The organism is Microvirga sp. 2MCAF35 (genome assembly GCF_052115545.1).
GTDB lineage: Bacteria > Pseudomonadota > Alphaproteobacteria > Rhizobiales > Beijerinckiaceae > Microvirga.
Genome location: NZ_JBFRGW010000021.1, coordinates 1 through 19,868, shown reverse-complemented (window position 1 = coordinate 19,868; position 19,868 = coordinate 1). Strand labels below are relative to the sequence as shown.

The following is a 19,868-nucleotide window of genomic DNA, read 5'->3' as shown; positions in this document are numbered from 1 at the left end:
TACGTCTCGCCCATGGCATCGCTCATCTTCATCACCCACCCCGAGGTGGTCATCGACCCCGCCCAGCCCGTTCCCGAATGGCCGCTGAACGCCACTGGCCGCGCCCGCATGGAGCGTTTCGCTGCGCTGCTCGCGGACCGGGACGTGTCCGCCGTCTATTCCAGCACCGAGCGCAAGGCCATGGACGGCGCCGCCATCGTGGCGGAAACCCTCGGCCTGTCCTACGGCACGGATGAGGACCTGGGGGAAAACGACCGTTCCGCCACCGGCTACATCGCGCCTCCGGAATTCTGGGACGTGGTGCGCGAGTTCTTCGACCGTCCGCACGAGAGCATCCGCGGCTGGGAGCGTGCCGTCGATGCGCAGACCCGCATCGTGAACGCCGTTCGTCGGATCCTGCGCGAGGACGAGACCTCCGACGACATCGTCGTCGTGTCCCACGGGGCAGTCGGATGCCTGCTCACGGCACATCTGCAGAAAGTCGAGATCGGCAAGGAAAGCCGCCCGCAACATCCGGGCGGCGGCTGCTTCATCGTCATCGACCGCGATAAATTCACGCTCACCCAGGATTGGCGGGCCATCGAGGACGGATTAGGCGATTGAGAAAGGTCCCCAAGCCCTGAGTGATCCTCGCGGTCATGGCCGTCCCCGGACTTGATCCGGGGATCAGTCCCGGCCATCCCGATACGGAGAAGCGCCGTGTTTCAATTGATCGGGATCACCGGCACAAGGCCGGTGATGACAGAGCGCGTTTCACGCTTGCATCCTGCCGGTCTTGGGACTAGCCCCTGGGCGAAACCCAGGACTGAAGCGACCTCATGATCCGCCCCCGCATCGCGCAACTGGCGCCCGGCATCGTACTGTGCGCGGCCATCGCGTTTGCGGCCATGGGCCTGCAAGGGGTCGAGGAGCATTGGACCGGGCGGCCGTGGCTCGAGGCCCTGGTCATCGCGATCCTCATCGGCACCGTCGTGAGAACCCTCTGGACGCCGGACAGGCGCTGGGCCCCCGGTATCGGGTTTTCCGCCAAGACCCTGCTCGAATTCGCCGTGATGCTGCTCGGTGCCTCGATCAGCTTCCAGGCGGTGCTCGATGCCGGTCTCGGGCTCATCCTCGGCATCGCCGTCGTGGTGACGCTCGCCATCGGGGCGAGCTATGGGCTCGGGCGCTGGCTCGGGCTGCCCAGGCGCATGGCGATCCTGGTCGCCTGCGGCAATTCCATCTGTGGCAACTCGGCGATTGCAGCGGTCGCGCCGGTCATCGGCGCGAAGCCGGAGGATGTGGCCTCCTCCATCGCATTTACGGCCGTTCTCGGCGTGATCGTCGTGCTCACCCTGCCCCTGCTGGTGCCCGTGCTCGGCCTGTCTGCGACTCAATACGGCGTGCTGGCGGGCCTTACGGTCTATGCGGTGCCGCAGGTGCTGGCCGCGACCGTGCCGGTTGGCCTCGTCAGCGCGCAGGTCGGGACCCTGGTGAAGCTCGTGCGCGTGCTGATGCTGGGGCCGGTGGTGATCGCCCTATCCCTCATCGCGGGACGCGCCACCCAGGAGGCCAAACCGAGCCTGGCCTGGAGCCGGCTCGTGCCCTGGTTCATCGTCGGTTTCTTAGGCCTCGCTCTCATGCGCTCCATCGGCCTCGTTCCCGATGCAATCCTGCGCGCCATCGTGCCGACGGCAACGCTGCTCACCGTCATCTCCATGGCGGCTTTGGGCCTCGGCGTGGATCTCAAGGTGCTCCGGACCGTCGGCGCACGGGTGACGCTCGCGGTCACGCTCTCGCTCCTGGTGCTGCTCGCGATCAGCCTGGGGCTGATCCGGCTGCTCGGCATCGCATAGGGGCTTGAAACCTCGCCCCTGTGCTTCATCACTAAGGCGACCCTGTCCTCACGATGAAGCGTGCCGATGCCTCGCCTGACCGAATCAGAACGTTCCGAACTCCTGCCCGCCCTCGACGGATGGGCGCTTGTGGAGGGGCGGGACGCGATCACCAAGCGTTTCGTCTTCGACGATTTCAACGCGGCCTTCGGCTGGATGACCCGCGTGGCGCTCGTGGCCGAGGCCATGAACCACCATCCTGAATGGTCGAACACCTACAACAGGGTCGAGGTGACGCTCGCCACCCATGACGCCAAGGGCCTGACGCGCCGAGACGTCGAACTGGCGCAGCGCATGGACAAGATGGCCGCAGGACTGGTGAAGGGATAGGCCATGACCGGGACGCGCATCCGCCAGGGAGGCTGTGCCTGCGGGCAGCTGACCTTCACGACGCGAGGCGAGCCGAAGCGCGTGGGGCTCTGCCATTGCATGACCTGCCGCAAGATCAGCGGCGCACCCTTCAGCGCCTTCGTGATCTTCGCGGCCGATCAGGTCACGATCTCGGGCGAGTTCCGAGGCTGGTCCGCGACGCCGGCCGTCGAGGACTGCTTCTGTCCCGTCTGCGGCTCGCAGGTCTTCGACCGGGATTGCGACAGCGAAATCGAAATCCGGCTCGGGGCCTTCGACGAACCGAACCTCTTCACGCCGACCTACGAGTCCTGGGCCAAGCGCCGGGAGCACTGGCTCGGTACCCCGGATCTGATCAGCTATCAGGAGAACCGGGGCGAGAGAACCTCATAAGGTCATTTCGGCTGCATGCGCAGAGCACCGTCGAGGCGGATGCCTTCGCCGTTGAGCATATCGTTCTCGATGATGGCTTTCACCAGCGTGGCGTATTCCTCCGGCCGCCCGAGGCGGGAGGGGAATGGGACATTGGCCTCGAGCGCCTTGCGGTAATCCTCCGCGATGCCCTCGAAGAGCGGCGTGTGGAACAGGCCTGGCATGATCGTCATCACGCGGATGGCGAAGCCGGACAGGTCGCGGGCGACGGGAAGCGTCAGCCCGAGCACACCGCCCTTCGAGGCCGCATAGGCCGCCTGACCGATCTGGCCGTCCTGGGCGGCCACCGACGAGGTGTTGACGATGACGCCACGCCCGCCGTCGGGCGTGGCCGGATCGAGCCTGGCCATGGCCGTGGCGCATTTGGCGATCATCGCATAGGTGCCGATCAGGTTGATCTCGACCGCGCGGCGGAAACTCGCCACGTCGTGGGGGATCAGCTCGCCGGTCTCGCGCTTCTTCGTGACCGTGCGCCGCCCGGGCGCAATGCCCGCGCAATTGACGAGAATGCGCTCGACGCCGTTGGCGGCACGGGCCGCGGCAAGGCCTGAATCGATGGAGGCCTCGTCCGTCACGTCCACCTTGCAGAAGACGGCGCCGATCTCGCGGGCAACCTCCTCGCCGCGCTCCACGTTCATATCGAGGATGGCGACCTTCACGCCGTTGGCGGCCAGCATGCGCGCGGTCGCCTCGCCGAGGCCGGACGCGCCTCCGGTGACGATGGCCGCCATCAATTTGTCGAGCTTCATGGCTTTTCTCCCTGAATCTGGAGACGTCTTAAGCTATCCTTGACGCAACGGGAACGCACAGGATCGTAAGGAGCACACAATATGAGCGCACCCTTCATGAAGCCTTTCACCAAGGCCGAGATGGAGGCCATACGCCAGGGGACCCGGGACGAGGAAGGCCTGAAGCGGCGGTTCTGGGCCAAGCTGAAGCGGGTTGCCGGCAAGATCCCCTTCGCCGAGGACCTCGTGGCGGCCTTCTTCTGCGCCACCGACCCGTCGACCCCGCGCCGAGTGAAGCTGATTCTCTTCGGGGCGATTGCCTATTTCGTCTTCCCCGCAGACGCGATTTCCGACTTCCTGCCGCTGCTGGGCTTTGCCGATGACGCAGCTGTTCTGGCGGCCGCGATCACCCAAGTGGCTGGTTCCATTACGGAAGAGCACCGGGAAAAGGCTCGCGAAGCCCTAAAGGGGACGCCGGAACAAGCTTAGCTTACTGCATATAGGATCATATTCCAAAGAAAGAATATTGACTTATTGCAATGTTATTATGATTACATTATAAAGATCTTGTTGCGTACAAGTCATTTCGTTTCCTCCGACTTTTTAAAGACGAACAAGCTTTGCAAGCATACTCCGGGGTCGCTTCGGCGGCCCCTTTTTATTGGGCTGTGGTTCAGGCGGACGTGCCATTCTTGCCAGCCGCCACGTTTCGACGCATCGCCAATCCCTTGGCGCAGCCTTAACGGAGATGGTGAAAAGTTCTTAACCATCCGCCTGTATGGTCCGCCCCATGATTACTGCATCTTTCCAGCGCGGCATCGCCGCGGGCATCCTTTCCGCCTTGTTCGTCATCGGAACCGGGCCTGCAGCTCTGGCTCAGCCCCAGCGTGGACAGCAATCGACACGACCGGTTCCGGCGAAGCCGGCCGCCAAGCCTGCCCCCGCTGCCAAGACCAGTCCGGCGAAGCCGGCCGCTGCAGCGGCCGCCGGAGCAGCCGCGGGTGCGGGTGCTGCAAAGGCAACGCAGGCCGCGACGGGCCCGGGCGGCGCCTCGCTCCTCACATCCTACGGCGACTGGGGCGTCTATACGGCCCAGACCGGCCGCTCCAAGATCTGCTATGCGCTCAGCCAGCCCAAGGACCGGCTGCCGAAGAACGTGAACCGGGACCCGGCCTATCTTTTCGTGTCCTTCCGCCCGGCGGAGAACGTGAAGAACGAGGTCGCCCTGGTGCTCGGCTTCGCGGCGAAGGAGAACGGGCCGGCGGAAGCCGCCGTGGGCAACGCCTCCTATGCCCTGATCACCAAGGCCACGAATGCCTGGCTCAAGAACCCTGCCGAGGAAGGCCAGGCCATCGCCACCATGGCGCGGAGCGGAACCGTGACCGTGAAGATGCAATCGGCCCGCGGCTCGAGCCTGACCGACCGCTATTCCCTGAACGGCTTCGGCAAGGCCCTGGAGCACGCCCGCAAGGAATGCGCTTCTTAACGCCTGCGTCCGGTTGAAAATCGGCACCTTAATGAGCATGTTCCGGGCTAGAGCATCGGACCCAAAAGTGGATTCCACTTTTGGGATCAATTCGATGCCCTGCTTTTTGAAGAGCGCATTGTTCTGGCGGAAAATCGTGACCGCTTTTCACTGACGCGGCCCTCTGGGTCCGCACAATGCGCTGAGCGCCCGGAATTTTGCTTTTGAAGGCTCACGGTTTCGGCGCAATTGTGTTATAAGGCACGCCAATTCCCAACAACGAGGCACGAGATTTCCCATGGCGACGGTGCTCGACATCGCCAAGCGCAACCCCAATGCGGCCCCCGTGGCTGTGAGCGATGCCGCGCGCGCGGCCGGGTTCATCGAAAAGACCGCGGAGCTGAACGTGGCGGCGGGAGCCGCCCCCGGCGGCGCTTCGCTGGTCGGCCTCACCCGCGACCAGCTCAAGGATTCGCTCAGCGCCATCGGCGTGCCCGAGCGCGAGCTCAAGATGCGCGTCGCCCAGCTCTGGCACTGGATCTATTTCCGGGGCGCCAAAGACTTCGCCGAGATGACCAATGTGGGCAAGGAGCTGCGCGCCAAGCTCAGTGCAGCCTATACGCTCGCTCGCCCTCAGGTCGTCTCGGAGCAGGTCTCGAAGGACGGCACCCGCAAGTGGCTGATTCGCATGCCCTCGACCGGTCCCCTCGATAAGGGCGCCGAGATCGAGTGCGTGTATATTCCGGAGGTCGACCGCGGCACGCTCTGCGTGTCGAGCCAGGTCGGCTGCACGCTGACCTGCTCCTTCTGCCACACGGGCACCCAGCGCCTCGTGCGCAACCTGACCTCGGCCGAGATCGTGGCGCAGCTGATCGTGGCCCGCGATTCCATCGGCGACTGGCCGGATGCCACGCCGCCGGAGGGCGCCTTCGTTCCGACCGATGGCGGACGCTTCGTGTCCAATATCGTGTTCATGGGCATGGGCGAGCCGCTCTACAACATCGGCGACGTGATCGCCGCCATCGACGTCATGTCGGACGGCGAAGGCCTGACCCTGTCGCGCCGGCGCATCACGGTTTCCACCTCCGGCGTCGTGCCGCAGATGGAGCGCTTAGGAAGCGAAGCGAACACCATGCTCGCCATCTCGCTCCATGCGGTGCGGGACGAGCTGCGCGACGAGCTGGTGCCGATCAACCGCAAATACGACATCAAGCAGCTGCTCGACGCCTGTCGGGCCTATCCGGGCCTGTCGAATGCGCGCCGCATCACGTTCGAATACGTGATGCTCAAAGGCGTGAACGATTCGGACGCGGATGCCCGCGAGCTCGTGCGCCTGCTGAAAGGCATTCCGGCGAAGATCAACCTGATCCCGTTCAATCCCTGGCCCGGCTCGAAATACGAGTGCTCGGACTGGGAGCGGATCGAGCGCTTCTCCGAGATCGTCTACCGCGCCGGCTACGCCTCGCCGGTCCGCACGCCGCGCGGCCGCGACATCCTCGCCGCCTGCGGCCAGCTCAAGTCCGAGACCGAGAAGCTGCGCGCCCGCGCCCGCATGATGGCCGAACAGGGCATCGGGGCGGAAGGCGTCTATGCGGTGGGGAACGGGGAGTAGGCTCCGAGACTACTCCCTCTCACGTCATGGCCGGGCCTGTCCCGGCCATCCCGATACGGTGAGGTGCTGCGCCTCAATCAATCGGGATCACCGGCACAAGGCCGGTGATGACAGGAAGTATATCGGAAGCTCGCTTGGTACTCTAAGCGTTGTCTCGCACCACCTGAGCACGCTTACCGGCCTGCGAGACGCGGCCCACATCCATCGGATTGACGATCCGCTCGCGACGGGTGCTCGCCTTTTTGGGCATGCCCTTCCGGGACGTCCTGCCGGAATCGGGCCGCGCCGGCTCCTCGGTCCCTTGCCGCAGGGCCAAGGCACGGCGGGCATTGGCGCGGAACTCCTCCGCCTTCCGGTGCGTGCGCTCGCTGTTGATCCGGGTCAGCGCCTCGGCCAGGACACGCGCCTTCCGGCGGTTGCCGGCGTCCTGCTTCTCGAAGGTCGTGGCCTGTCGGCCCTTGCCGCGGACATCGCGGCGCTGGCGATGGGCGATGTCCCGCGCCCGGTCGCGCCGTTCCCGAAGACGCTGGGTCAAGTCCTTGAGCGCCGCATCCTCCAGCTTGCCCAGCACGGGATAACGGGTCTGCTCGACGAGGGTATATTCCTCGTCAGTCATGAGCCGCCGCTCGTCCAGCTTCGACGTCGCCATGGCGTCCATCTCCTCCATGCGTGCCCGCCGCCCGGGTTCCTCAAGTAGTGCATTTTGGTCTGGAGAACAGCACGTGCATGATGGCCGGTGTCTCTGGCAGACACCCGAGAGCACCCGCCCTATAACCTCCCCATGATTCGCTGGCTTCTCCTCATTCCCTTCGCGCTGCTCATCGCCATCGGCGCGAGCGGCACCTTCTTCCTCATCGCCAGCATCGTCGATCCGGTCATGGCGATGCTGACGGGGGACACGGTCTTCGTCGGGTTCTGGTCGCTGATGGACGCGGTGTTTTCGGCGGAAGATCCCGGGCCCATCGTGGCGGACGCGTTCCTGGCCGTGGGCCGGATCGTGTTCACGCTGCTCGTCTTCCCGCCGCTCATGATCGCCATCGTGAGCGAGGTGCTGGGGATGCGCAGCCTTGTCTGGTACGCGCTCGCCACCGGCATCCTGACAGCCGCCGTGCCGTGGATCCTGCGGGGCGCCGCGCGCGTCGGCTCGCCGGCGGAACTCCATGTGAGCCTCGTCCTCGGCCTTACCGGCGCGGTTGCTGGCTTCGTTTATTGGGCCATCGCCGGACGCGACGCGGGAGGGCGCGACGCAGCCCCTTCCCTCCCCCGTGCCGCGAAGGAGTGAGAGAAGGCGCAACGGCGTATGGCGCGCCATAGCGGGCCCGTCCCGGCCATCCACGCCTTCTCTCCCCAAATCTCCACCCTCATCCTGAGGAGCGAAGCGTCTCGAAGGACGAGGGCGCCTCCAGCGTACTCTGGAACCTCCTTCGAGACGCAGCTGCGCTGCTCCTCAGGATGAGGGCGGCGGGTGAGAGCAATGTTATGTTCTCACTTTGTTCTTGACAGGGGTTGCAACCTTGGCTATATCATTGCACAGCCTGATCCGACGAGGGGCGCGCTCGCGAGGCGTCGCAAGTTGTGGGATCCGGCACGGTCCTGTCCGCCGGTCACGCAGCCGGTGGCAGGAGGCCCTTGGCAGCCTTGTGCTGGTCCAAGTCTAAACGCCTAAAAGAACCGTGCGCGAGGAGCAGTTCGGCTCTTCCATCTTTCACTCAAGCGAGCCGGGCTGCCCATCGCGCCTCCCTCGATCCCTGAAAGGCTCGCAGCGCAAGCTGCGGGCCCCAAGGTGCTGGCTCTTTGACATCGACAGCAGAAGGCCACGGAGCTACCGGGCCGACGCCGTCAGGATCTTGATGGCGAAGGCCGAGAACAGGCCGGCGAAGGAATAATCGATTCCACGCATCAGCTTCGGGTGCCCGCGCAGGAGCGCGATCACCTTGTCGGCGCCCAGGATCAGGAGCGCGCCCATGGGGGCCGTCAGCACGATGAAGTAAAGGCCCAGGAACAGCAGCTTGTCGGCCGCGTGCGGATCGGCCGGATCGACGAATTGCGGCAGGAAGGTCACGAAGAACAGAACGACCTTCGGGTTCGTGAGATTGATCCCCACGCCCATGAAGAAGGTCTTCCAGAATGAGACCTCCGCCCGGCCCTCCTCCTTCACATGCAGGGCCGAGCCGTTGCGCACCGCATCGAACGCCATCCAGAGCAGGTAAAGGGCGCCGACGACCTTCAGCACCGTGAAGGCGGTGACGGACGCCGCCAGCAGGGCCGAGAGGCCGAGCGCCGCCAGCAGCGTATGCACGCCGCATCCTGTCATGGCGCCCAGCATCGAGGCCATGCCGGCCCTGCGTCCGCCGGCCATGGTTTTCGCCAGGAAAAGGCTCATGTCCGGCCCGGGCGTGATGAAAAGCAGGGTCGCGGCGAGGGTATAGGTGACCAGGGTGCCAATGTCGGGCAGGAAGGCCATGGAGCGAATCCAAAGGGTGCAATGGCCGAATTATGCCGCAATCCCGTGTGCACGGCCACCCAAAAGCCGCTTGTTGAAAGACCGCCTCTGCTCCATCTGTTGATCTCAGCAAAGGTTCATGGAACCGAATCGCGAGAAGGACAGACATGAAGGCTCTGCTTTTCCCCACCCGGATCCGCATCGCCCTGACCGGCATGCTTCTGGCGTTCGGGCTGTCCGCCTGCGGAATCAACAATGTCCCGACCCTGCAGGAGCAGGCCAAGGCCGCCTGGAGCGAGGTTCAGAACCAGTACCAGCGCCGGGCCGACCTGATCCCCAACCTGGTCGAGACCGTAAAAGGCTTCGCCCAGCAGGAGCGCGAGGTCCTGACCCAGGTGACGGAAGCGCGCGCAAAGGCCACGCGAATCCAGGTCGACGCCTCCACAGTCACGGACCCGGAGAAGTTCCGGCAGTTCCAGGAGGCTCAGAATCAGCTCTCCGGCGCCCTTGGCCGCCTGCTCGCCACCGTCGAGCGCTACCCGGAGCTGAAATCGAACGCCAACTTCCTGGCCCTGCAATCCCAGCTCGAAGGTACGGAGAACCGCATCGCCGTTGCGCGGCGCGATTACATTTCGACCGTGCAGGCCTACAATACGGAGCTGCGCACCATCCCGGGCCGCTGGATCGCCGCCATCGTCTATCCCGACGCCAAGCCCATGGAGACGTTCACCGCCACGGCCGGCTCAGACCGACCGCCCGAGGTGAAGTTCTAAGCGGATGAGAAATGCACGCGTTCTTCCCTCCCTCTTGCGGGGAGGGATTGAGGGTGGGGGTCGCAAAATCAGGACATGGCGCTCGGGCAGTTCCGGCAATACTCGCCGACCATGTCATCACCGGCCTTGTGCCGGTGATCCCGATCGTCTGAAGCATGGCGCTCTTCTTTATCGGGATGGCCGGGATAGGCCCGGCCATGACGGGGAGGTCTCGCCTGGTCGCACTGCCCCTTCCCACAAGAGGGAGGACAAATGGGCGGCACTTCTCATTGCCGCCCTTACAACGTTCCTCATCCTCACCCTTGCCTTTCCCGCTCTCGCCCAGACCTTCCCGCCCCTTACCGACCGTGTGGTCGATGCGGCCAACCTCCTGAAGCCCGAGGAGCGGTCGGCGCTCGAGGCGAAACTGAAGGCCCATGAGGACAAGACCAGCGACCAGGTGGTTGTCGCAACGGTGCGCTCCCTCGAAGGCTACGAGATCGAGGACTACGCCAACCGCCTGTTCCGGCACTGGCAGCTCGGGCAGAAGAAGAACAACAACGGCGTCCTGCTTCTGGTCGCGCCGCAGGAGCGGAAGGTGCGCATCGAGGTCGGCTACGGCCTGGAAGGCGCCCTGACGGACGCGCTCTCCAAGGTCATCATCACGACCGCCATCGCGCCCCAGTTCCAGAAGGGCAATTTCGCCGGCGGCATCGATGCGGGCGTGGATGCCGTGCTGTCGATCCTCACCGGAGATGCGGAGGAATGGCACCGGCGGGCCGAGGTGCGCGAGGACAACACCACGAGCATCGACCCCTTCATGGCCTTCGTCATCCTGCTGATCCTGTTCTTCGTGATCTCGCGGGTGATGGGCGCGGGCCGCGCCGGCGGCATCCGGCGGGGACGCCGCGGCCCCTGGATCGTCACGCCCGGCGGGTGGTCGGGCGGAAGCGGGTGGTCCGGCGGCGGTGGAGGCTGGTCCGGCGGAGGCGGATTCTCGGGAGGAGGCGGATCGTCGGGCGGCGGCGGCGCTTCGGGGAGCTGGTAGATGATTTCACCCGACGATCAGGCGCGTCTCGCCCAGGCGGTCAGCGACGTGGAGGACGATACTTCCGGCGAAGTCGTCATCGTGCTGGCCGAGCAGGCAGGTCATTACCGCGAGATCCCTCTCCTCTGGGCCATGCTCGCGGCCCTGGTCGCTCCCTGGCCGCTGATCTGGCTGACATCGATCAGCACGTCGCGGATCTTCCTGGTCCAGCTCGCGGTGGCGCTGGCGTTGAGCCTCCTCCTCTCCTGGCCCAGGCTGCGCTACGCCCTGGTGCCGCGCTCCATCAAGCGGGCACAAGGCCACGAGGCCGCCTCGCACGAGTTCCTGCGCCGGGGGCTCACCCGCACCCGGGAGAAGACCGGCGTTCTGATCTACCTGGCGCTCGCCGAGCATCACGCCGAGATCCTGGCCGATACGGGAATCTCGGATCGGGTCGACGCGGAGATCTGGGCCGACATCGTGGCCGACCTGACCGATGCGGCTGCGAACGAGCGCATGACGGAAGGGCTGCTCGACGCCATCCGGCGCGTCGGCACGATCCTGGCGGAGCACGCCCCTCCCCGTCTCGACGACGTGGACGAGCTGCCGAACAAGGTGATCGTTCTGACGTAACTACAGGCCTGGGCCCTTCGCGGCTCCCAGGATGACGCCGGGACGGGTCGTGTCGGTGCTCTGCAGCAGCACCACATAGGCGTCTCCGCCGCTGCGCGCGGTCTCGACCGGCACCTCGTACCGGGCCGAGCCGCCGAGCCACTCGCCGACGCGGTTCAGGCCGCGCACCACATTGGCATAGGTGATGGTCTTGCCGCGGTTCTCGCCGCGCTCGATCGGCACCGTCTGCGCCTTCAGGACGGGCAGGACCCACAACTCGGCTGACCGTTGCGCCGTATCCGGGGTCTCCTCGACGGTGATCGTGACCCGGCCGTTCCGCTCATCGACGGATACGTTCACAGGCAGGGACTTGCGGCCCTTGGACGTCGCCTGAATGGCCTTCTCGATCTGGCCCCGGTCCGAGCCGATGCAGGATTTCTTGCCGTTCACGATCATCTGGGGCGTGAAAACCTGCCGGTCGCTCCGGGAATGGGCATAGGCCTTCTGGCGCTCCGTGAAGGCCACATGCGCGAGCGTGTCCTTCCAGCCGAGATAATCCCAGTAATTCACAGGCAGGGACAGGGCGATGATGTCCGGCTGGCGGGAATACTCGACCAGGAGCTCGTCCGCCGGCGGGCAGGAGGAGCAGCCCTGGCTCGTGAACAGCTCAACGACCGCGCGTGGAGGATCCGCCAGAGCAGGCTGGAGGAGTGCGGCCAGACCGAGGGCTGCCAATGTCAGTGTCAAACGGGACGCCATGGTGCCGCTATCGAACACGAAATCGACCTTAAGGGAAACTCACGTTACGTTGAGCACTGGCGCATCGTGCGGAAAAGTGGATCCGGTTTTCCGCAACGAACGATGCGCTAGCCAAGAGAAGGAGCATCGGATTAGATCCCAAAAGTGGATTCCACTTTCGGGTCCGATGCTCTAGCCGGAACCCGCCAGCGTCGGTGCATCCACAGCCATTGCTCGGGATATTCCCTCACCCATTCCTCCACCACGGCCGTCATGGCCTGCATCGCGCCCTGCACGTTGATCTGCCCGTCGGGATCGCGGGGAAGATCGAGAGGCGGCGTGAGTTGCAGGCGGAAGCGGTGGCCGGGCAGGCGAATGACCCGCACCCCATGGACCGGGCAGTCGAAGCGGCGGGCGAACTTGCCGAGAATGGGGTTGACCAGGGCCGGACGGCCCATGAAGTTCACGATCACGCCCCGGGTGAAATGCTGGTCGATCAGCATGCCGAGATGGCCGCCCTTCTCCAAGGCGCCCTGCATGGCGAAGGCCGCGCCCTGGCGGGCCGCCTCCAGGTTGCCCATGGTCTCGCTGCGGATCTCGTGCAGGACCCGGGCGATGGCCGGGTCGTTGGGCGCGCGGAACACCGCCGTGGTGTCGAGCCCAAAGCGCGCCGCGCAGATGGCGGGCAGCTCCCAGTTGGCCAAGTGGGCCGAAAAGATGATCCCGGGCTTGCCGTCGTCCCGCAAGGAGAGGAAGTGATCGATGCCGTCGACCTCGGTGCGGGCGGGCACCGTGCTGTCCGGGTCGAAATCGAACAGGCGGCCGAGATGCGGATACTCTCCACCCGTCCGGCCGAGATTGTCCCAGGCCGAGAGCGCCAGGGCCTTCACCTCGGCCTCGGACTTCTCCGGGTAGGCCGCGCGGATATTGGCGAGCGCCGTCCTATGCGCCCGCAACAGGGGACCGAAGGTGCGGGTGAGCGCCGCCCCCACCGCGCCCGAGCGCTCTGGGCCCAACAGCCGCGAGAAGGCAAAGACGCCGCGCACGACGGCGACCATGACCGTTCCGATCAGTCGCGAGACGAGGTTGCGGGAGCGGTGGGGCTGGTGCACGTCGTTTCGGTTCCTGGTACGAAGAGCCGGCGGGGAGCCGGGCTTGAAAAAGAAAAGGCCTCGCGTCTTTTCGCGGGGAGCTGGTTTCGTCAAGATCTGCAATCGCGGCGAATTGCTTTAGCCGTGCTCTCACTCAGAACGTCACGATCACCTTGCCGAAGACCTTGCGGCCCTCGAGCCGCTCCAGGCCCTGCTGGAACTCGTCGAGCGGAAAGACGGCATCGATGACCGGGGTCATGCCTGCGGCCATCTTGTTTAGCGACTGCGCGATGTTCTCGATCCGGCAGCCGAAGGAGCCGAAGATCCGGTATTGCTGCTGGAAGAGCTGCATCAGGTTCATGGTGGTGGAGACGCCCGAGGTGGAGCCGCAGGTCACGAGACGGCCGCCGCGCTTGAGGCACAGCAGCGAGCCGTTCCAGGTCTCGGCGCCCACATGCTCGAACACCACGTCGACGCCCTTGCGCTTGGTGAGGCGACGGACCTCGCCCTCGAAGCGCTCGGTGCGGTAATTGATGACGTAATCGGCGCCGAGCGCCTTCGCCTTCTCGCCCTTCTCGTCGTCGCCAACGGTCGTGTAGACCGTGCAGCCGATGGCCTTGGCCATCTTGATCGCCGCCGTGCCGATGCCCGACCCGCCCGCATGGACGAGGATCGACTCGCCCGGCTCCAGCTTGGCATTGTCGAACAGCATGTGCTGCACGGTGCCGAAGCCGATGGGCGCGCAGGCCGCCTGCTCGAAGGACACGCCCTTGGGCACCGGGATCACGAGCCGCTCGGGCCGGTTGATCAGTTCGCGGGCGAACCCGTCGATATGGAAGCCCATGATGCCGGCGACGTTCTCGCACAGGTTGTCCCAACCTTTAAGGCAGGCGGGGCAATGGCCGCAGGTCTCGGCCCCGTACATGGTCACCGGATCGCCGGCCTTGAACCGGGTCACGCCCTCGCCCACTGCGGCGATCTCGCCGGAAGCTTCAACACCCACGGCCTGCGGCATCTTGCGCTTGGCGAAGGCCATGCCGCGAAAGCCCCAGACATCAAGGAAGTTGAGGGCGAGCGCCTTCACCCGCACCTGCACCTCGCCGGGAGCGGGCAGCTGTGGCGGCTCCATCTCGGTGATGCGAAGGTCACGGTCGCCGAAGAGCTGAAGGGAGCGCATGAAAGCCAATCCTGGTCGTGCGACTGCCTGCATCTCAAGGTGCAGCGGTCGCAGGGAAATTCTTTTCGGCGGCTTAAAGGGCTGAGGGGCGGATGACAAGTTTTGTGTCGTTTACGGCCCTTCGGTCGTCGGGGATCACACACCCACACGTCGTAGTTGGCCTTGTGCGGGCCCATCCCGATCCGAAGAGCGCTGTGCCTCAATCGATCGAGATCACCGGCACGAGGCCGGTGATGACGGAGGAGCTACCGATTCACGCCCAGCATCGAGGTGAGGCCGCCGTCGATCGGCAGCACCGTGCCGGTGATGTAAGCGGCGGGCTCGGACATGAGGAAAGCGGCGAGGCCTGCGATTTCCTCCGGCTTGGCGAAGCGGCCGGCCGGGATCTGCTTTTCCATATTGTCGCGATAGGCCGCGTAGGGTGCCATCATGTCCGTGTCGATGAAGCCGGGCGCGATCACGTTGACCGTGACGCCACGCTTGGCGGTCTCGACGGAAAGGGTGCGGCAATAGGAGATCAGCGCCCCCTTCGAGGCCGCATAAGCCGCGTTGCCCGGATTGCCCTGGAGCGCCGCCACCGACCCGATGGCGACGATGCGGCCGGCCTTGGCGCGGATCATGCCGCGCATGAGGGCCTTGGCGATGCGGGTGAACGACCAGAAGTTCACCTGCATGGCGGCTTCGGCCTTGTCCTGCTGCATCATGGCGGCGAGCGCGTCGTAGGGCTGGCCGGCATTGTGCACGAGGCCGAAGAAGCTCTCGCCCTCGATGGTCTCGCAGAAGTTCTCCAGGGCTGCCTTGTCGGCGAGATCGACCTCATGCGCCTTGATGCTCCGGCCGGAATGGGTCTGCATCAGCTCGTCGGCCAGTGCCTTAGCGGCCTCGCCCGAGGAACGGTAGGTGAAATCGACATCGTGGCCGGCTGCCGCCAGCGCCCGCACGATCGCGGCACCGACGCCTTTGCCGCCGCCCGTCACCAGTACCCGGGTCATGGTTCAAGCCCCTTTCGGCTCGGCCCCGAAGACGAGACAGGTGTTCTGGCCGCCGAACCCGAAGGAATTCGACAGCACGTAGTTCACCTTCGCGTCGCGGGCGACGTTCGGCACCACGTCGAGCGGGATCGCCGGATCGGGCACCTGGTAGTTGATGGTCGGCGGAATGCGGCCCGTGGCGAGCGTCAGGAGCGACATCACCGCCTCGACCGCACCGGCGGCTGTGAGCGTGTGGCCGATCATCGACTTGTTCGAGGAGATCGGAACGCCCGCCATGCGCTCGCCGAACACGGCGGTGCAGCTCATGGCCTCCATCTTGTCGTTCTCCGGCGTCGAGGTGCCGTGAGCGTTGATATAATCAATGTCGTCGGGTGAGAGGCCTGCATCCTCCAGCGCCTGGCGGATGGCCGTGATGGCCGGCATACCGTCGGGCGAGGAACGGGTGCGGTGGAAACCGTCGCCCTTCTCGCCGCAGCCGAGCACGTAGCCCAGGATATTGGCGCCGCGCGCCTTCGCGCTTTCCGCGTTTTCCAGCACGAGGGCGGCCCCACCCTCGCCCATGACGAAACCGTCCCGGTTCTTGGAGAATGGCTTCGAGGCCGCCTCCGGGTTCTCGTTCTGGGTCGAGAGCGCGGACAGCAGGGAGAAGCGGATGAGGGATTCCGGGTTCACGGAGCCGTCGGTGCCTATGCAGAGCGCCGCATCCGTCTCGCCGCGGCGGATCGCCTCGACGCCGAGCTGGATCGCCGTGGCGCCGGACGAGCAGGCGGTCGAGAGCGAGATCGGCGAACCCTTGGTGCCGAAGCGGTCGGCGACCCGGTCGGCCACGGTGCCGAAGATGAACAGGTCGTGCCAGGCCTTGAACCGGCCGGAACCCGCAGCCTTCAGGAGATCCTTGTAGGTGACGTCGCCATCCTGACCGGACGCCTCGGCCAAGGCCTTGCGCTGCGGCCACTCCATTTCGACCGGGGGTACCGCGATGAACAGCGCTCCCGGGAAATCCTCCCGGGCGAGACCGGACTGGCCGACAGCCTCTTCGGCCGCCAGCATGGCGAGCCGCTCGGACAGCATGGGCGCGCAGAAGGGCTCGACGTCGACATTGTCGATGGTGCCCGCAATCGTGGTGCGCAGGCCTTCAGTCGGAAAGCGGTTGATGCGGTGGATGCCGGATTTGCCGGCTGTGAGAGCCGCCCAGGTATCGTCCTTGCCCTGGCCCAGGGACGTGACCATGCCCATGCCGGTGACGGCGACGAGGGGGCGTCCCTGTCTGTCGCGGAGTGCCATTGCCTTCTCCTCAAGCCTTGGTGAGCCGGATGGCGCCTTCGCCGCGCCAATGGCCGACGGAGGTCACGAGAGCCTCGCTGGCCTTTCCCTCGGCGATCAGCCCGGCGGCGAGCGCGACGCCTGTCGGCGCCTGTGCTTCCATCGTGTGGCCGACGAAATTGCCAGTGGCATGAATCGAGGCACCGGGCGCGATGTCCTTCAAGGCCGCCTGCTCTTCTTCCGTGATGCCCTTGATGCCGGTGGCGCCGGACAGCACCACGTCGGGCTTCGCCCCGAGCTGCTTCGACAGGGCATGGAGCGCTTCCTCGACGCTTCCCGCCCTGCGGCGGGAGCGGTCGGACGCGATGCCTGCAACGGCAGCGAGCGGCTTGGCGCCCCGCTTCTCGGCATGCTCGCGGGATTCGAGCACCAAGAAGCAGGCCCCGGAGCCGAGGATCATGCCGCCGCCATCGGCGGGACGCTCCCAGACCGACGCGTAGGGTTTCTTCCATAGGAAGCCGCCCATTTCGTAGATCAGAAGCACGTCGGCCCGCTCGGCGTTGTAGGCGCCGCCGACAAGGAAAATATCGTCCTGTCCCGAGGCAATCCGCTCGCGGGCGATGCGCAGCGCGTCCACACCGCTCGATTCCTCGCCCATGAAGGTGCGCGAGGCGCCCGTCACGCCGTGGACAATGGAAATGTTGCCGGCCAGGAGATTGGACAGCTGCGCCAGGAACAGGGTCGGGCGCAGGTCGCCCATCAGGCGCTCGTTGAGGAAGACGCCCGGATCTTTAGCCTGCCGCAGCCCCGTGAGGATCTGCCCGTCGACCGCATAATCCCGCTCGCCACCGCCGGCGGAGACGATGAGCTGCATCCGGCCCTTCAGGGCCGCGTCGTCCTTCGCGCCGGCCGCATCCAGGGCAAGGCCCGCCGCGTAGCAGCCGAGCCTTTGCCAGGCTTCCATCTGCCGCTGGTCGGATTTTTTCGGGATCTGCCGGTCCCATTCGAGGGCCACGACCGGATGGACCGGGAAGGGCTCGAAGGTGGCCGTATTCGTGGTTGGAGCGCCGCCGGCCGCGAGCGCCGCTAGATGCGCCTCAAGGCCCTCCCCGGCACTGGATACGAGGCCTATTCCCGTAATGACGACATCCCGCATCAAACCGTCTCCTCCAGAAGGCCGATCCGGCGCGCCTGGGCGCGCATCTGGCCGTCCATGCCTTCGGGGAAAGGCATGATCCTGAATCGCAGCTCCGCATCGCAGATCGGCTTGCCCTCGGCCAGGATCTTGGCCTTGGTCACGGCATAGCCCGAACCCTCATGCTCCAGCTGGGCCTGGACGGTGAGCACCGTACCCGGTCCGACGAAGGTGCGAAAGCGCGCCTTGTCAACGGCCATGAGGAACGGCATGTGGGTGAAGCCCATGAGGCCGAGCACGAGATAGCCGGAGGCCTGGGCCATGGTCTCCGTCAGAAGAACGCCTGGCACGAGGGGATGGCCGGGAAAATGCCCTTCGAAGACAGGGCTTTCCTGCGGGACAGTGGATGACACCTCGATCCGCTTGGTCTCGCGGTCGAGGCTCGTCACCCGGTCGATCATTTCGAAATATTCAAGGCGCATCCGGGTCTCTTACCGTCTTGCCCCCGGCAGGTTCAATGGGAAGAGAATCCATGAGGCGGAGCGCTGATGGATCGCCTCTTCGAGCCGGCCTCGACCGGCCGGCCCACCGGGATGGTCTGTTTTTGTCTATCAGGCCTGCTTGGCCGCCACGAGGGCGTCGATGCGGGCCACGAGGTTCTTCAGGACGAAGTATTCCTCGGCGGGAGCCTTGCCCTCGTTCACTTCCTGCGTCCACTGCTCCAGCGGCAGCTTGATCCCGAAGGCCTTGTCGATGGCGAAGGCGATGTCGAGGAAGGCGAGGGAGTCGATGCCGAGATCCTCGATGGCATGGCTCTCGGGGGTGATCTGCTCACGCGGGATATCGGCGGTCTCTGAAATGATGCCGGCGACGGTCTCGAAGGTGGACGACATGACGCCGCTCTCCTGAACTGCTTGTTGGTCTCAACGATCCAGCGCCGGCAAGCTCATCTTAGCCCGGTGTCCAGCCGCTCTTTTCGTCAAGGAGGGTTGTTTCGAAACGCACCCCTTACACGACCGGCCGCAGACCGGCAACCGATTGGTTGCATTCCTTAAGCTCTCGGCTGAAGGCCAGGGGTTCTTTTCCGCCTGCGGCAACTACTTAAGGGGCATGCGATTGATTAATCGGCCTTCATCGTCGATAAGGGCCGCCTTCGGCCGCAACCCGAATGATCTTACATTGACGACAGATTGCTTGGATCGACGTGTTCAACCGGTTCCTCAAGCCTGAAATCCGCTATGCCCGCCGCATGGCCCGCATCGCGCGCTGGGACCGACCAGTCGAGGGATTGTCCGGGCGCCTGCGCGCCTGGGCCCATATGCTCGTCGCCGATCATGGGGTTTTCCGTCTCTTCTATCTCAACAAGCACCGGGTGACCGATCGCCTGTGGCGCTCGGCTCAGCCTGCCCCGCATCAGATTGCCGCCCTCAAAGCCGAGGGCGTGCGCACCATCATCAACCTGCGCGGCGGCCGCGAGCACGGCTCCTGGCAGCTGCAGAAGGAGGCGTGCGAGCGCCTCGGCATCCATCTGGAGGAATTCGTCGTCCGCTCCCGTGGGGCGCCGGATAGGGAAACCCTGCTGTCCGCCAAGAAATTCTTCGACAAGGTCGAGTACCCGGCCGTCCTGCACTGCAAGTCAGGCGCCGACAGGGCGGGGTTCGTGGCCGCCCTTTATCTGATCGTTTTCGAGGGCAGGTCCATCGACGAGGCCCAGCGCCAGCTCTCCGTGCGATATGGCCATTTCCGCTTCTCGAAGACGGGCATCCTCGACGAGTTCTTCGATCTCTACCGCCGCGAAGGCGAGGCGAAGGGCATTCCGTTCCTGACCTGGATCGAAACCCTGTACGATGCCGAAGCCCTGGAGCGAAATTTCCGCCCGAGCTTCTGGTCGAGCCTCCTCGTCGACAGGATCATGCGGCGGGAATAGGCGACCGAAAGGCCGGGACCCCGGTTCGCGGAACTCCTCACGTCATCACCGGCCTTGTGCCGGTGATGACGATCGGAAGAGCGCCGCGCTTCACACAAGCGCCATGGCCGGGACAAGCAACTGTCGTTTAGGGGTATCGGAAGAGCGTGTCGTCCCGGGTGATGGCGTTGAGGATGGTGATGAACTTTCGCATGGTGGCCACGATGGCGAGTTTGAAGGGCTTCCCGGCGGCTCTGAGGCGCTGATAGAACG

Annotated in this window: 23 protein-coding genes and 1 pseudogene; 12 read left to right on the top strand and 12 right to left on the bottom strand. The window is 65.2% G+C overall.

The window, feature by feature from the left end; genetic code table 11:
* The first annotated feature begins 12 nt into the window (after window positions 1–12).
* The 4 genes from AB4097_RS12410 (at window position 13) to AB4097_RS12395 (ending at window position 2,615) form a co-directional block, all read left to right on the top strand.
* The gene (locus AB4097_RS12410; protein ID WP_442039903.1) at window positions 13–603 is read left to right on the top strand and encodes a histidine phosphatase family protein; all 591 of its coding nucleotides are present in this window, start codon (window positions 13–15) and stop codon (window positions 601–603) included.
* Between the two features lie 215 nt (window positions 604–818).
* Window positions 819–1,835, top strand: a complete 1,017-nt coding sequence (locus AB4097_RS12405) for a YeiH family protein (protein ID WP_442039901.1) — start codon at window positions 819–821, stop codon at window positions 1,833–1,835.
* A gap of 66 nt (window positions 1,836–1,901) precedes the next feature.
* Window positions 1,902–2,204: a 4a-hydroxytetrahydrobiopterin dehydratase gene (locus tag AB4097_RS12400; RefSeq protein ID WP_442039899.1), complete on the top strand. Its 303-nt coding sequence runs from the start codon at window positions 1,902–1,904 to the stop codon at window positions 2,202–2,204.
* 3 nt (window positions 2,205–2,207) lie between these two features.
* Window positions 2,208–2,615 (top strand): GFA family protein, encoded by a 408-nt coding sequence (locus tag AB4097_RS12395; protein WP_442039897.1) that lies wholly within the window; start codon window positions 2,208–2,210, stop codon window positions 2,613–2,615.
* Window positions 2,616–2,617: 2 nt separating this feature from the next.
* Here AB4097_RS12395 and AB4097_RS12390 read toward each other — a convergent pair whose 3' ends face one another.
* Window positions 2,618–3,403 (bottom strand): SDR family NAD(P)-dependent oxidoreductase, encoded by a 786-nt coding sequence (locus tag AB4097_RS12390; protein WP_442039895.1) that lies wholly within the window; start codon window positions 3,401–3,403, stop codon window positions 2,618–2,620.
* A gap of 120 nt (window positions 3,404–3,523) precedes the next feature.
* Between AB4097_RS12390 and AB4097_RS12385 the strand changes: the two genes are divergently transcribed.
* From AB4097_RS12385 to rlmN, 3 genes are all read left to right on the top strand, one after another.
* Window positions 3,524–3,871, top strand: coding sequence for a YkvA family protein (locus tag AB4097_RS12385; protein ID WP_442040016.1), 348 nt, complete (start codon window positions 3,524–3,526; stop codon window positions 3,869–3,871).
* A 301-nt stretch (window positions 3,872–4,172) separates the two neighbouring features.
* Complete coding sequence (locus AB4097_RS12380) at window positions 4,173–4,868, top strand: invasion associated locus B family protein (RefSeq protein WP_442039893.1); 696 nt, start codon at window positions 4,173–4,175, stop codon at window positions 4,866–4,868.
* 277 nt (window positions 4,869–5,145) lie between these two features.
* Complete coding sequence (rlmN, locus tag AB4097_RS12375) at window positions 5,146–6,459, top strand: 23S rRNA (adenine(2503)-C(2))-methyltransferase RlmN (RefSeq protein WP_442039891.1); 1,314 nt, start codon at window positions 5,146–5,148, stop codon at window positions 6,457–6,459.
* 142 nt (window positions 6,460–6,601) lie between these two features.
* Here the strand turns inward: rlmN and AB4097_RS12370 are convergent, their stop codons facing one another.
* Entirely contained in the window at window positions 6,602–7,108 is a 507-nt protein-coding gene (locus AB4097_RS12370) for a hypothetical protein (protein WP_442039889.1), read from the bottom strand.
* Window positions 7,109–7,240: 132 nt separating this feature from the next.
* Here AB4097_RS12370 and AB4097_RS12365 point away from each other — a divergent pair, with 132 nt between their 5' ends.
* Window positions 7,241–7,741 (top strand): hypothetical protein, encoded by a 501-nt coding sequence (locus AB4097_RS12365; protein ID WP_442039887.1) that lies wholly within the window; start codon window positions 7,241–7,243, stop codon window positions 7,739–7,741.
* Between the two features lie 540 nt (window positions 7,742–8,281).
* Here AB4097_RS12365 and AB4097_RS12360 read toward each other — a convergent pair.
* Window positions 8,282–8,923, bottom strand: coding sequence for a LysE family translocator (locus AB4097_RS12360; RefSeq protein WP_442039885.1), 642 nt, complete (start codon window positions 8,921–8,923; stop codon window positions 8,282–8,284).
* Window positions 8,924–9,069: 146 nt separating this feature from the next.
* Between AB4097_RS12360 and AB4097_RS12355 the strand changes: the two genes are divergently transcribed.
* The 3 genes from AB4097_RS12355 to AB4097_RS12345 all read left to right on the top strand — a co-directional run bounded on the left by AB4097_RS12355 (window position 9,070) and on the right by AB4097_RS12345 (window position 11,314).
* Window positions 9,070–9,675, top strand: coding sequence for a LemA family protein (locus AB4097_RS12355; RefSeq protein WP_442039883.1), 606 nt, complete (start codon window positions 9,070–9,072; stop codon window positions 9,673–9,675).
* Window positions 9,676–9,943: 268 nt separating this feature from the next.
* Complete coding sequence (locus AB4097_RS12350; protein WP_442040014.1) at window positions 9,944–10,702, top strand: TPM domain-containing protein; 759 nt, start codon at window positions 9,944–9,946, stop codon at window positions 10,700–10,702.
* Window positions 10,703–11,314 carry a TPM domain-containing protein gene (locus tag AB4097_RS12345; RefSeq protein WP_442039881.1) on the top strand — a complete coding sequence of 204 codons (612 nt, stop codon included), beginning with the start codon at window positions 10,703–10,705 and terminating at the stop codon, window positions 11,312–11,314. It abuts the gene before it with no gap.
* On the opposite strand, the gene AB4097_RS12340 is transcribed toward AB4097_RS12345, so the two are convergent.
* The 8 genes from AB4097_RS12340 to AB4097_RS12305 all read right to left on the bottom strand — a co-directional run bounded on the left by AB4097_RS12340 (window position 11,315) and on the right by AB4097_RS12305 (window position 18,582).
* Window positions 11,315–12,052, bottom strand: coding sequence for a DUF1223 domain-containing protein (locus AB4097_RS12340; RefSeq protein WP_442039878.1), 738 nt, complete (start codon window positions 12,050–12,052; stop codon window positions 11,315–11,317). It lies immediately after the preceding gene.
* 131 nt (window positions 12,053–12,183) lie between these two features.
* On the bottom strand, window positions 12,184–13,143 hold the full coding sequence (locus tag AB4097_RS12335; protein ID WP_442039876.1) for a lipid A biosynthesis lauroyl acyltransferase: 960 nt from the start codon (window positions 13,141–13,143) through the stop codon (window positions 12,184–12,186).
* A gap of 133 nt (window positions 13,144–13,276) precedes the next feature.
* Window positions 13,277–14,299 (bottom strand): zinc-binding dehydrogenase, encoded by a 1,023-nt coding sequence (locus AB4097_RS12330; protein WP_442039874.1) that lies wholly within the window; start codon window positions 14,297–14,299, stop codon window positions 13,277–13,279.
* Between the two features lie 245 nt (window positions 14,300–14,544).
* Window positions 14,545–15,291 (bottom strand): SDR family NAD(P)-dependent oxidoreductase, encoded by a 747-nt coding sequence (locus AB4097_RS12325; protein WP_442039872.1) that lies wholly within the window; start codon window positions 15,289–15,291, stop codon window positions 14,545–14,547.
* 3 nt (window positions 15,292–15,294) lie between these two features.
* Window positions 15,295–16,575, bottom strand: a complete 1,281-nt coding sequence (locus AB4097_RS12320) for a beta-ketoacyl-ACP synthase (RefSeq protein WP_442039870.1) — start codon at window positions 16,573–16,575, stop codon at window positions 15,295–15,297.
* A 10-nt stretch (window positions 16,576–16,585) separates the two neighbouring features.
* Window positions 16,586–17,710: a beta-ketoacyl-ACP synthase gene (locus tag AB4097_RS12315; RefSeq protein WP_442039868.1), complete on the bottom strand. Its 1,125-nt coding sequence runs from the start codon at window positions 17,708–17,710 to the stop codon at window positions 16,586–16,588.
* Window positions 17,710–18,171: a 3-hydroxyacyl-ACP dehydratase FabZ family protein gene (locus tag AB4097_RS12310; protein ID WP_442039866.1), complete on the bottom strand. Its 462-nt coding sequence runs from the start codon at window positions 18,169–18,171 to the stop codon at window positions 17,710–17,712. Before AB4097_RS12310 ends, AB4097_RS12315 begins: the two co-directional genes overlap by 1 nt.
* Window positions 18,172–18,300: 129 nt before the next feature.
* On the bottom strand, window positions 18,301–18,582 hold the full coding sequence (locus AB4097_RS12305; protein ID WP_009490841.1) for an acyl carrier protein: 282 nt from the start codon (window positions 18,580–18,582) through the stop codon (window positions 18,301–18,303).
* Window positions 18,583–18,893: 311 nt separating this feature from the next.
* On the opposite strand from AB4097_RS12305, the gene AB4097_RS12300 reads away from it, so the two are divergent.
* Window positions 18,894–19,616, top strand: a complete 723-nt coding sequence (locus AB4097_RS12300; protein WP_442039864.1) for a fused DSP-PTPase phosphatase/NAD kinase-like protein — start codon at window positions 18,894–18,896, stop codon at window positions 19,614–19,616.
* A 127-nt stretch (window positions 19,617–19,743) separates the two neighbouring features.
* On the opposite strand, the pseudogene AB4097_RS12295 reads toward AB4097_RS12300, so the two are convergent.
* Window positions 19,744–19,868 (bottom strand): annotated as a pseudogene (locus AB4097_RS12295) (IS110 family transposase); the annotation flags it as partial.

Excerpts from the sequence above, each read along its gene's own strand:
- AB4097_RS12410 (WP_442039903.1), top strand. The coding sequence starts at position 13 with ATGGCATCGCTCATCTTCATCACCCACCCCGAGGTGGTCATCGACCCC.
- AB4097_RS12405 (WP_442039901.1), top strand. The coding sequence starts at position 819 with ATGATCCGCCCCCGCATCGCGCAACTGGCGCCCGGCATCGTACTGTGC.
- AB4097_RS12400 (WP_442039899.1), top strand. The coding sequence starts at position 1,902 with ATGCCTCGCCTGACCGAATCAGAACGTTCCGAACTCCTGCCCGCCCTC.
- AB4097_RS12395 (WP_442039897.1), top strand. The coding sequence starts at position 2,208 with ATGACCGGGACGCGCATCCGCCAGGGAGGCTGTGCCTGCGGGCAGCTG.
- AB4097_RS12390 (WP_442039895.1), bottom strand. The coding sequence starts at position 3,403 with ATGAAGCTCGACAAATTGATGGCGGCCATCGTCACCGGAGGCGCGTCC.
- AB4097_RS12385 (WP_442040016.1), top strand. The coding sequence starts at position 3,524 with ATGGAGGCCATACGCCAGGGGACCCGGGACGAGGAAGGCCTGAAGCGG.
- AB4097_RS12380 (WP_442039893.1), top strand. The coding sequence starts at position 4,173 with ATGATTACTGCATCTTTCCAGCGCGGCATCGCCGCGGGCATCCTTTCC.
- rlmN (WP_442039891.1), top strand. The coding sequence starts at position 5,146 with ATGGCGACGGTGCTCGACATCGCCAAGCGCAACCCCAATGCGGCCCCC.
- AB4097_RS12370 (WP_442039889.1), bottom strand. The coding sequence starts at position 7,108 with ATGGCGACGTCGAAGCTGGACGAGCGGCGGCTCATGACTGACGAGGAA.
- AB4097_RS12365 (WP_442039887.1), top strand. The coding sequence starts at position 7,241 with ATGATTCGCTGGCTTCTCCTCATTCCCTTCGCGCTGCTCATCGCCATC.
- AB4097_RS12360 (WP_442039885.1), bottom strand. The coding sequence starts at position 8,923 with ATGGCCTTCCTGCCCGACATTGGCACCCTGGTCACCTATACCCTCGCC.
- AB4097_RS12355 (WP_442039883.1), top strand. The coding sequence starts at position 9,070 with ATGAAGGCTCTGCTTTTCCCCACCCGGATCCGCATCGCCCTGACCGGC.
- AB4097_RS12345 (WP_442039881.1), top strand. The coding sequence starts at position 10,703 with ATGATTTCACCCGACGATCAGGCGCGTCTCGCCCAGGCGGTCAGCGAC.
- AB4097_RS12340 (WP_442039878.1), bottom strand. The coding sequence starts at position 12,052 with ATGGCGTCCCGTTTGACACTGACATTGGCAGCCCTCGGTCTGGCCGCA.
- AB4097_RS12330 (WP_442039874.1), bottom strand. The coding sequence starts at position 14,299 with ATGCGCTCCCTTCAGCTCTTCGGCGACCGTGACCTTCGCATCACCGAG.
- AB4097_RS12325 (WP_442039872.1), bottom strand. The coding sequence starts at position 15,291 with ATGACCCGGGTACTGGTGACGGGCGGCGGCAAAGGCGTCGGTGCCGCG.
- AB4097_RS12320 (WP_442039870.1), bottom strand. The coding sequence starts at position 16,575 with ATGGCACTCCGCGACAGACAGGGACGCCCCCTCGTCGCCGTCACCGGC.
- AB4097_RS12315 (WP_442039868.1), bottom strand. The coding sequence starts at position 17,710 with ATGCGGGATGTCGTCATTACGGGAATAGGCCTCGTATCCAGTGCCGGG.
- AB4097_RS12310 (WP_442039866.1), bottom strand. The coding sequence starts at position 18,171 with ATGCGCCTTGAATATTTCGAAATGATCGACCGGGTGACGAGCCTCGAC.
- AB4097_RS12305 (WP_009490841.1), bottom strand. The coding sequence starts at position 18,582 with ATGTCGTCCACCTTCGAGACCGTCGCCGGCATCATTTCAGAGACCGCC.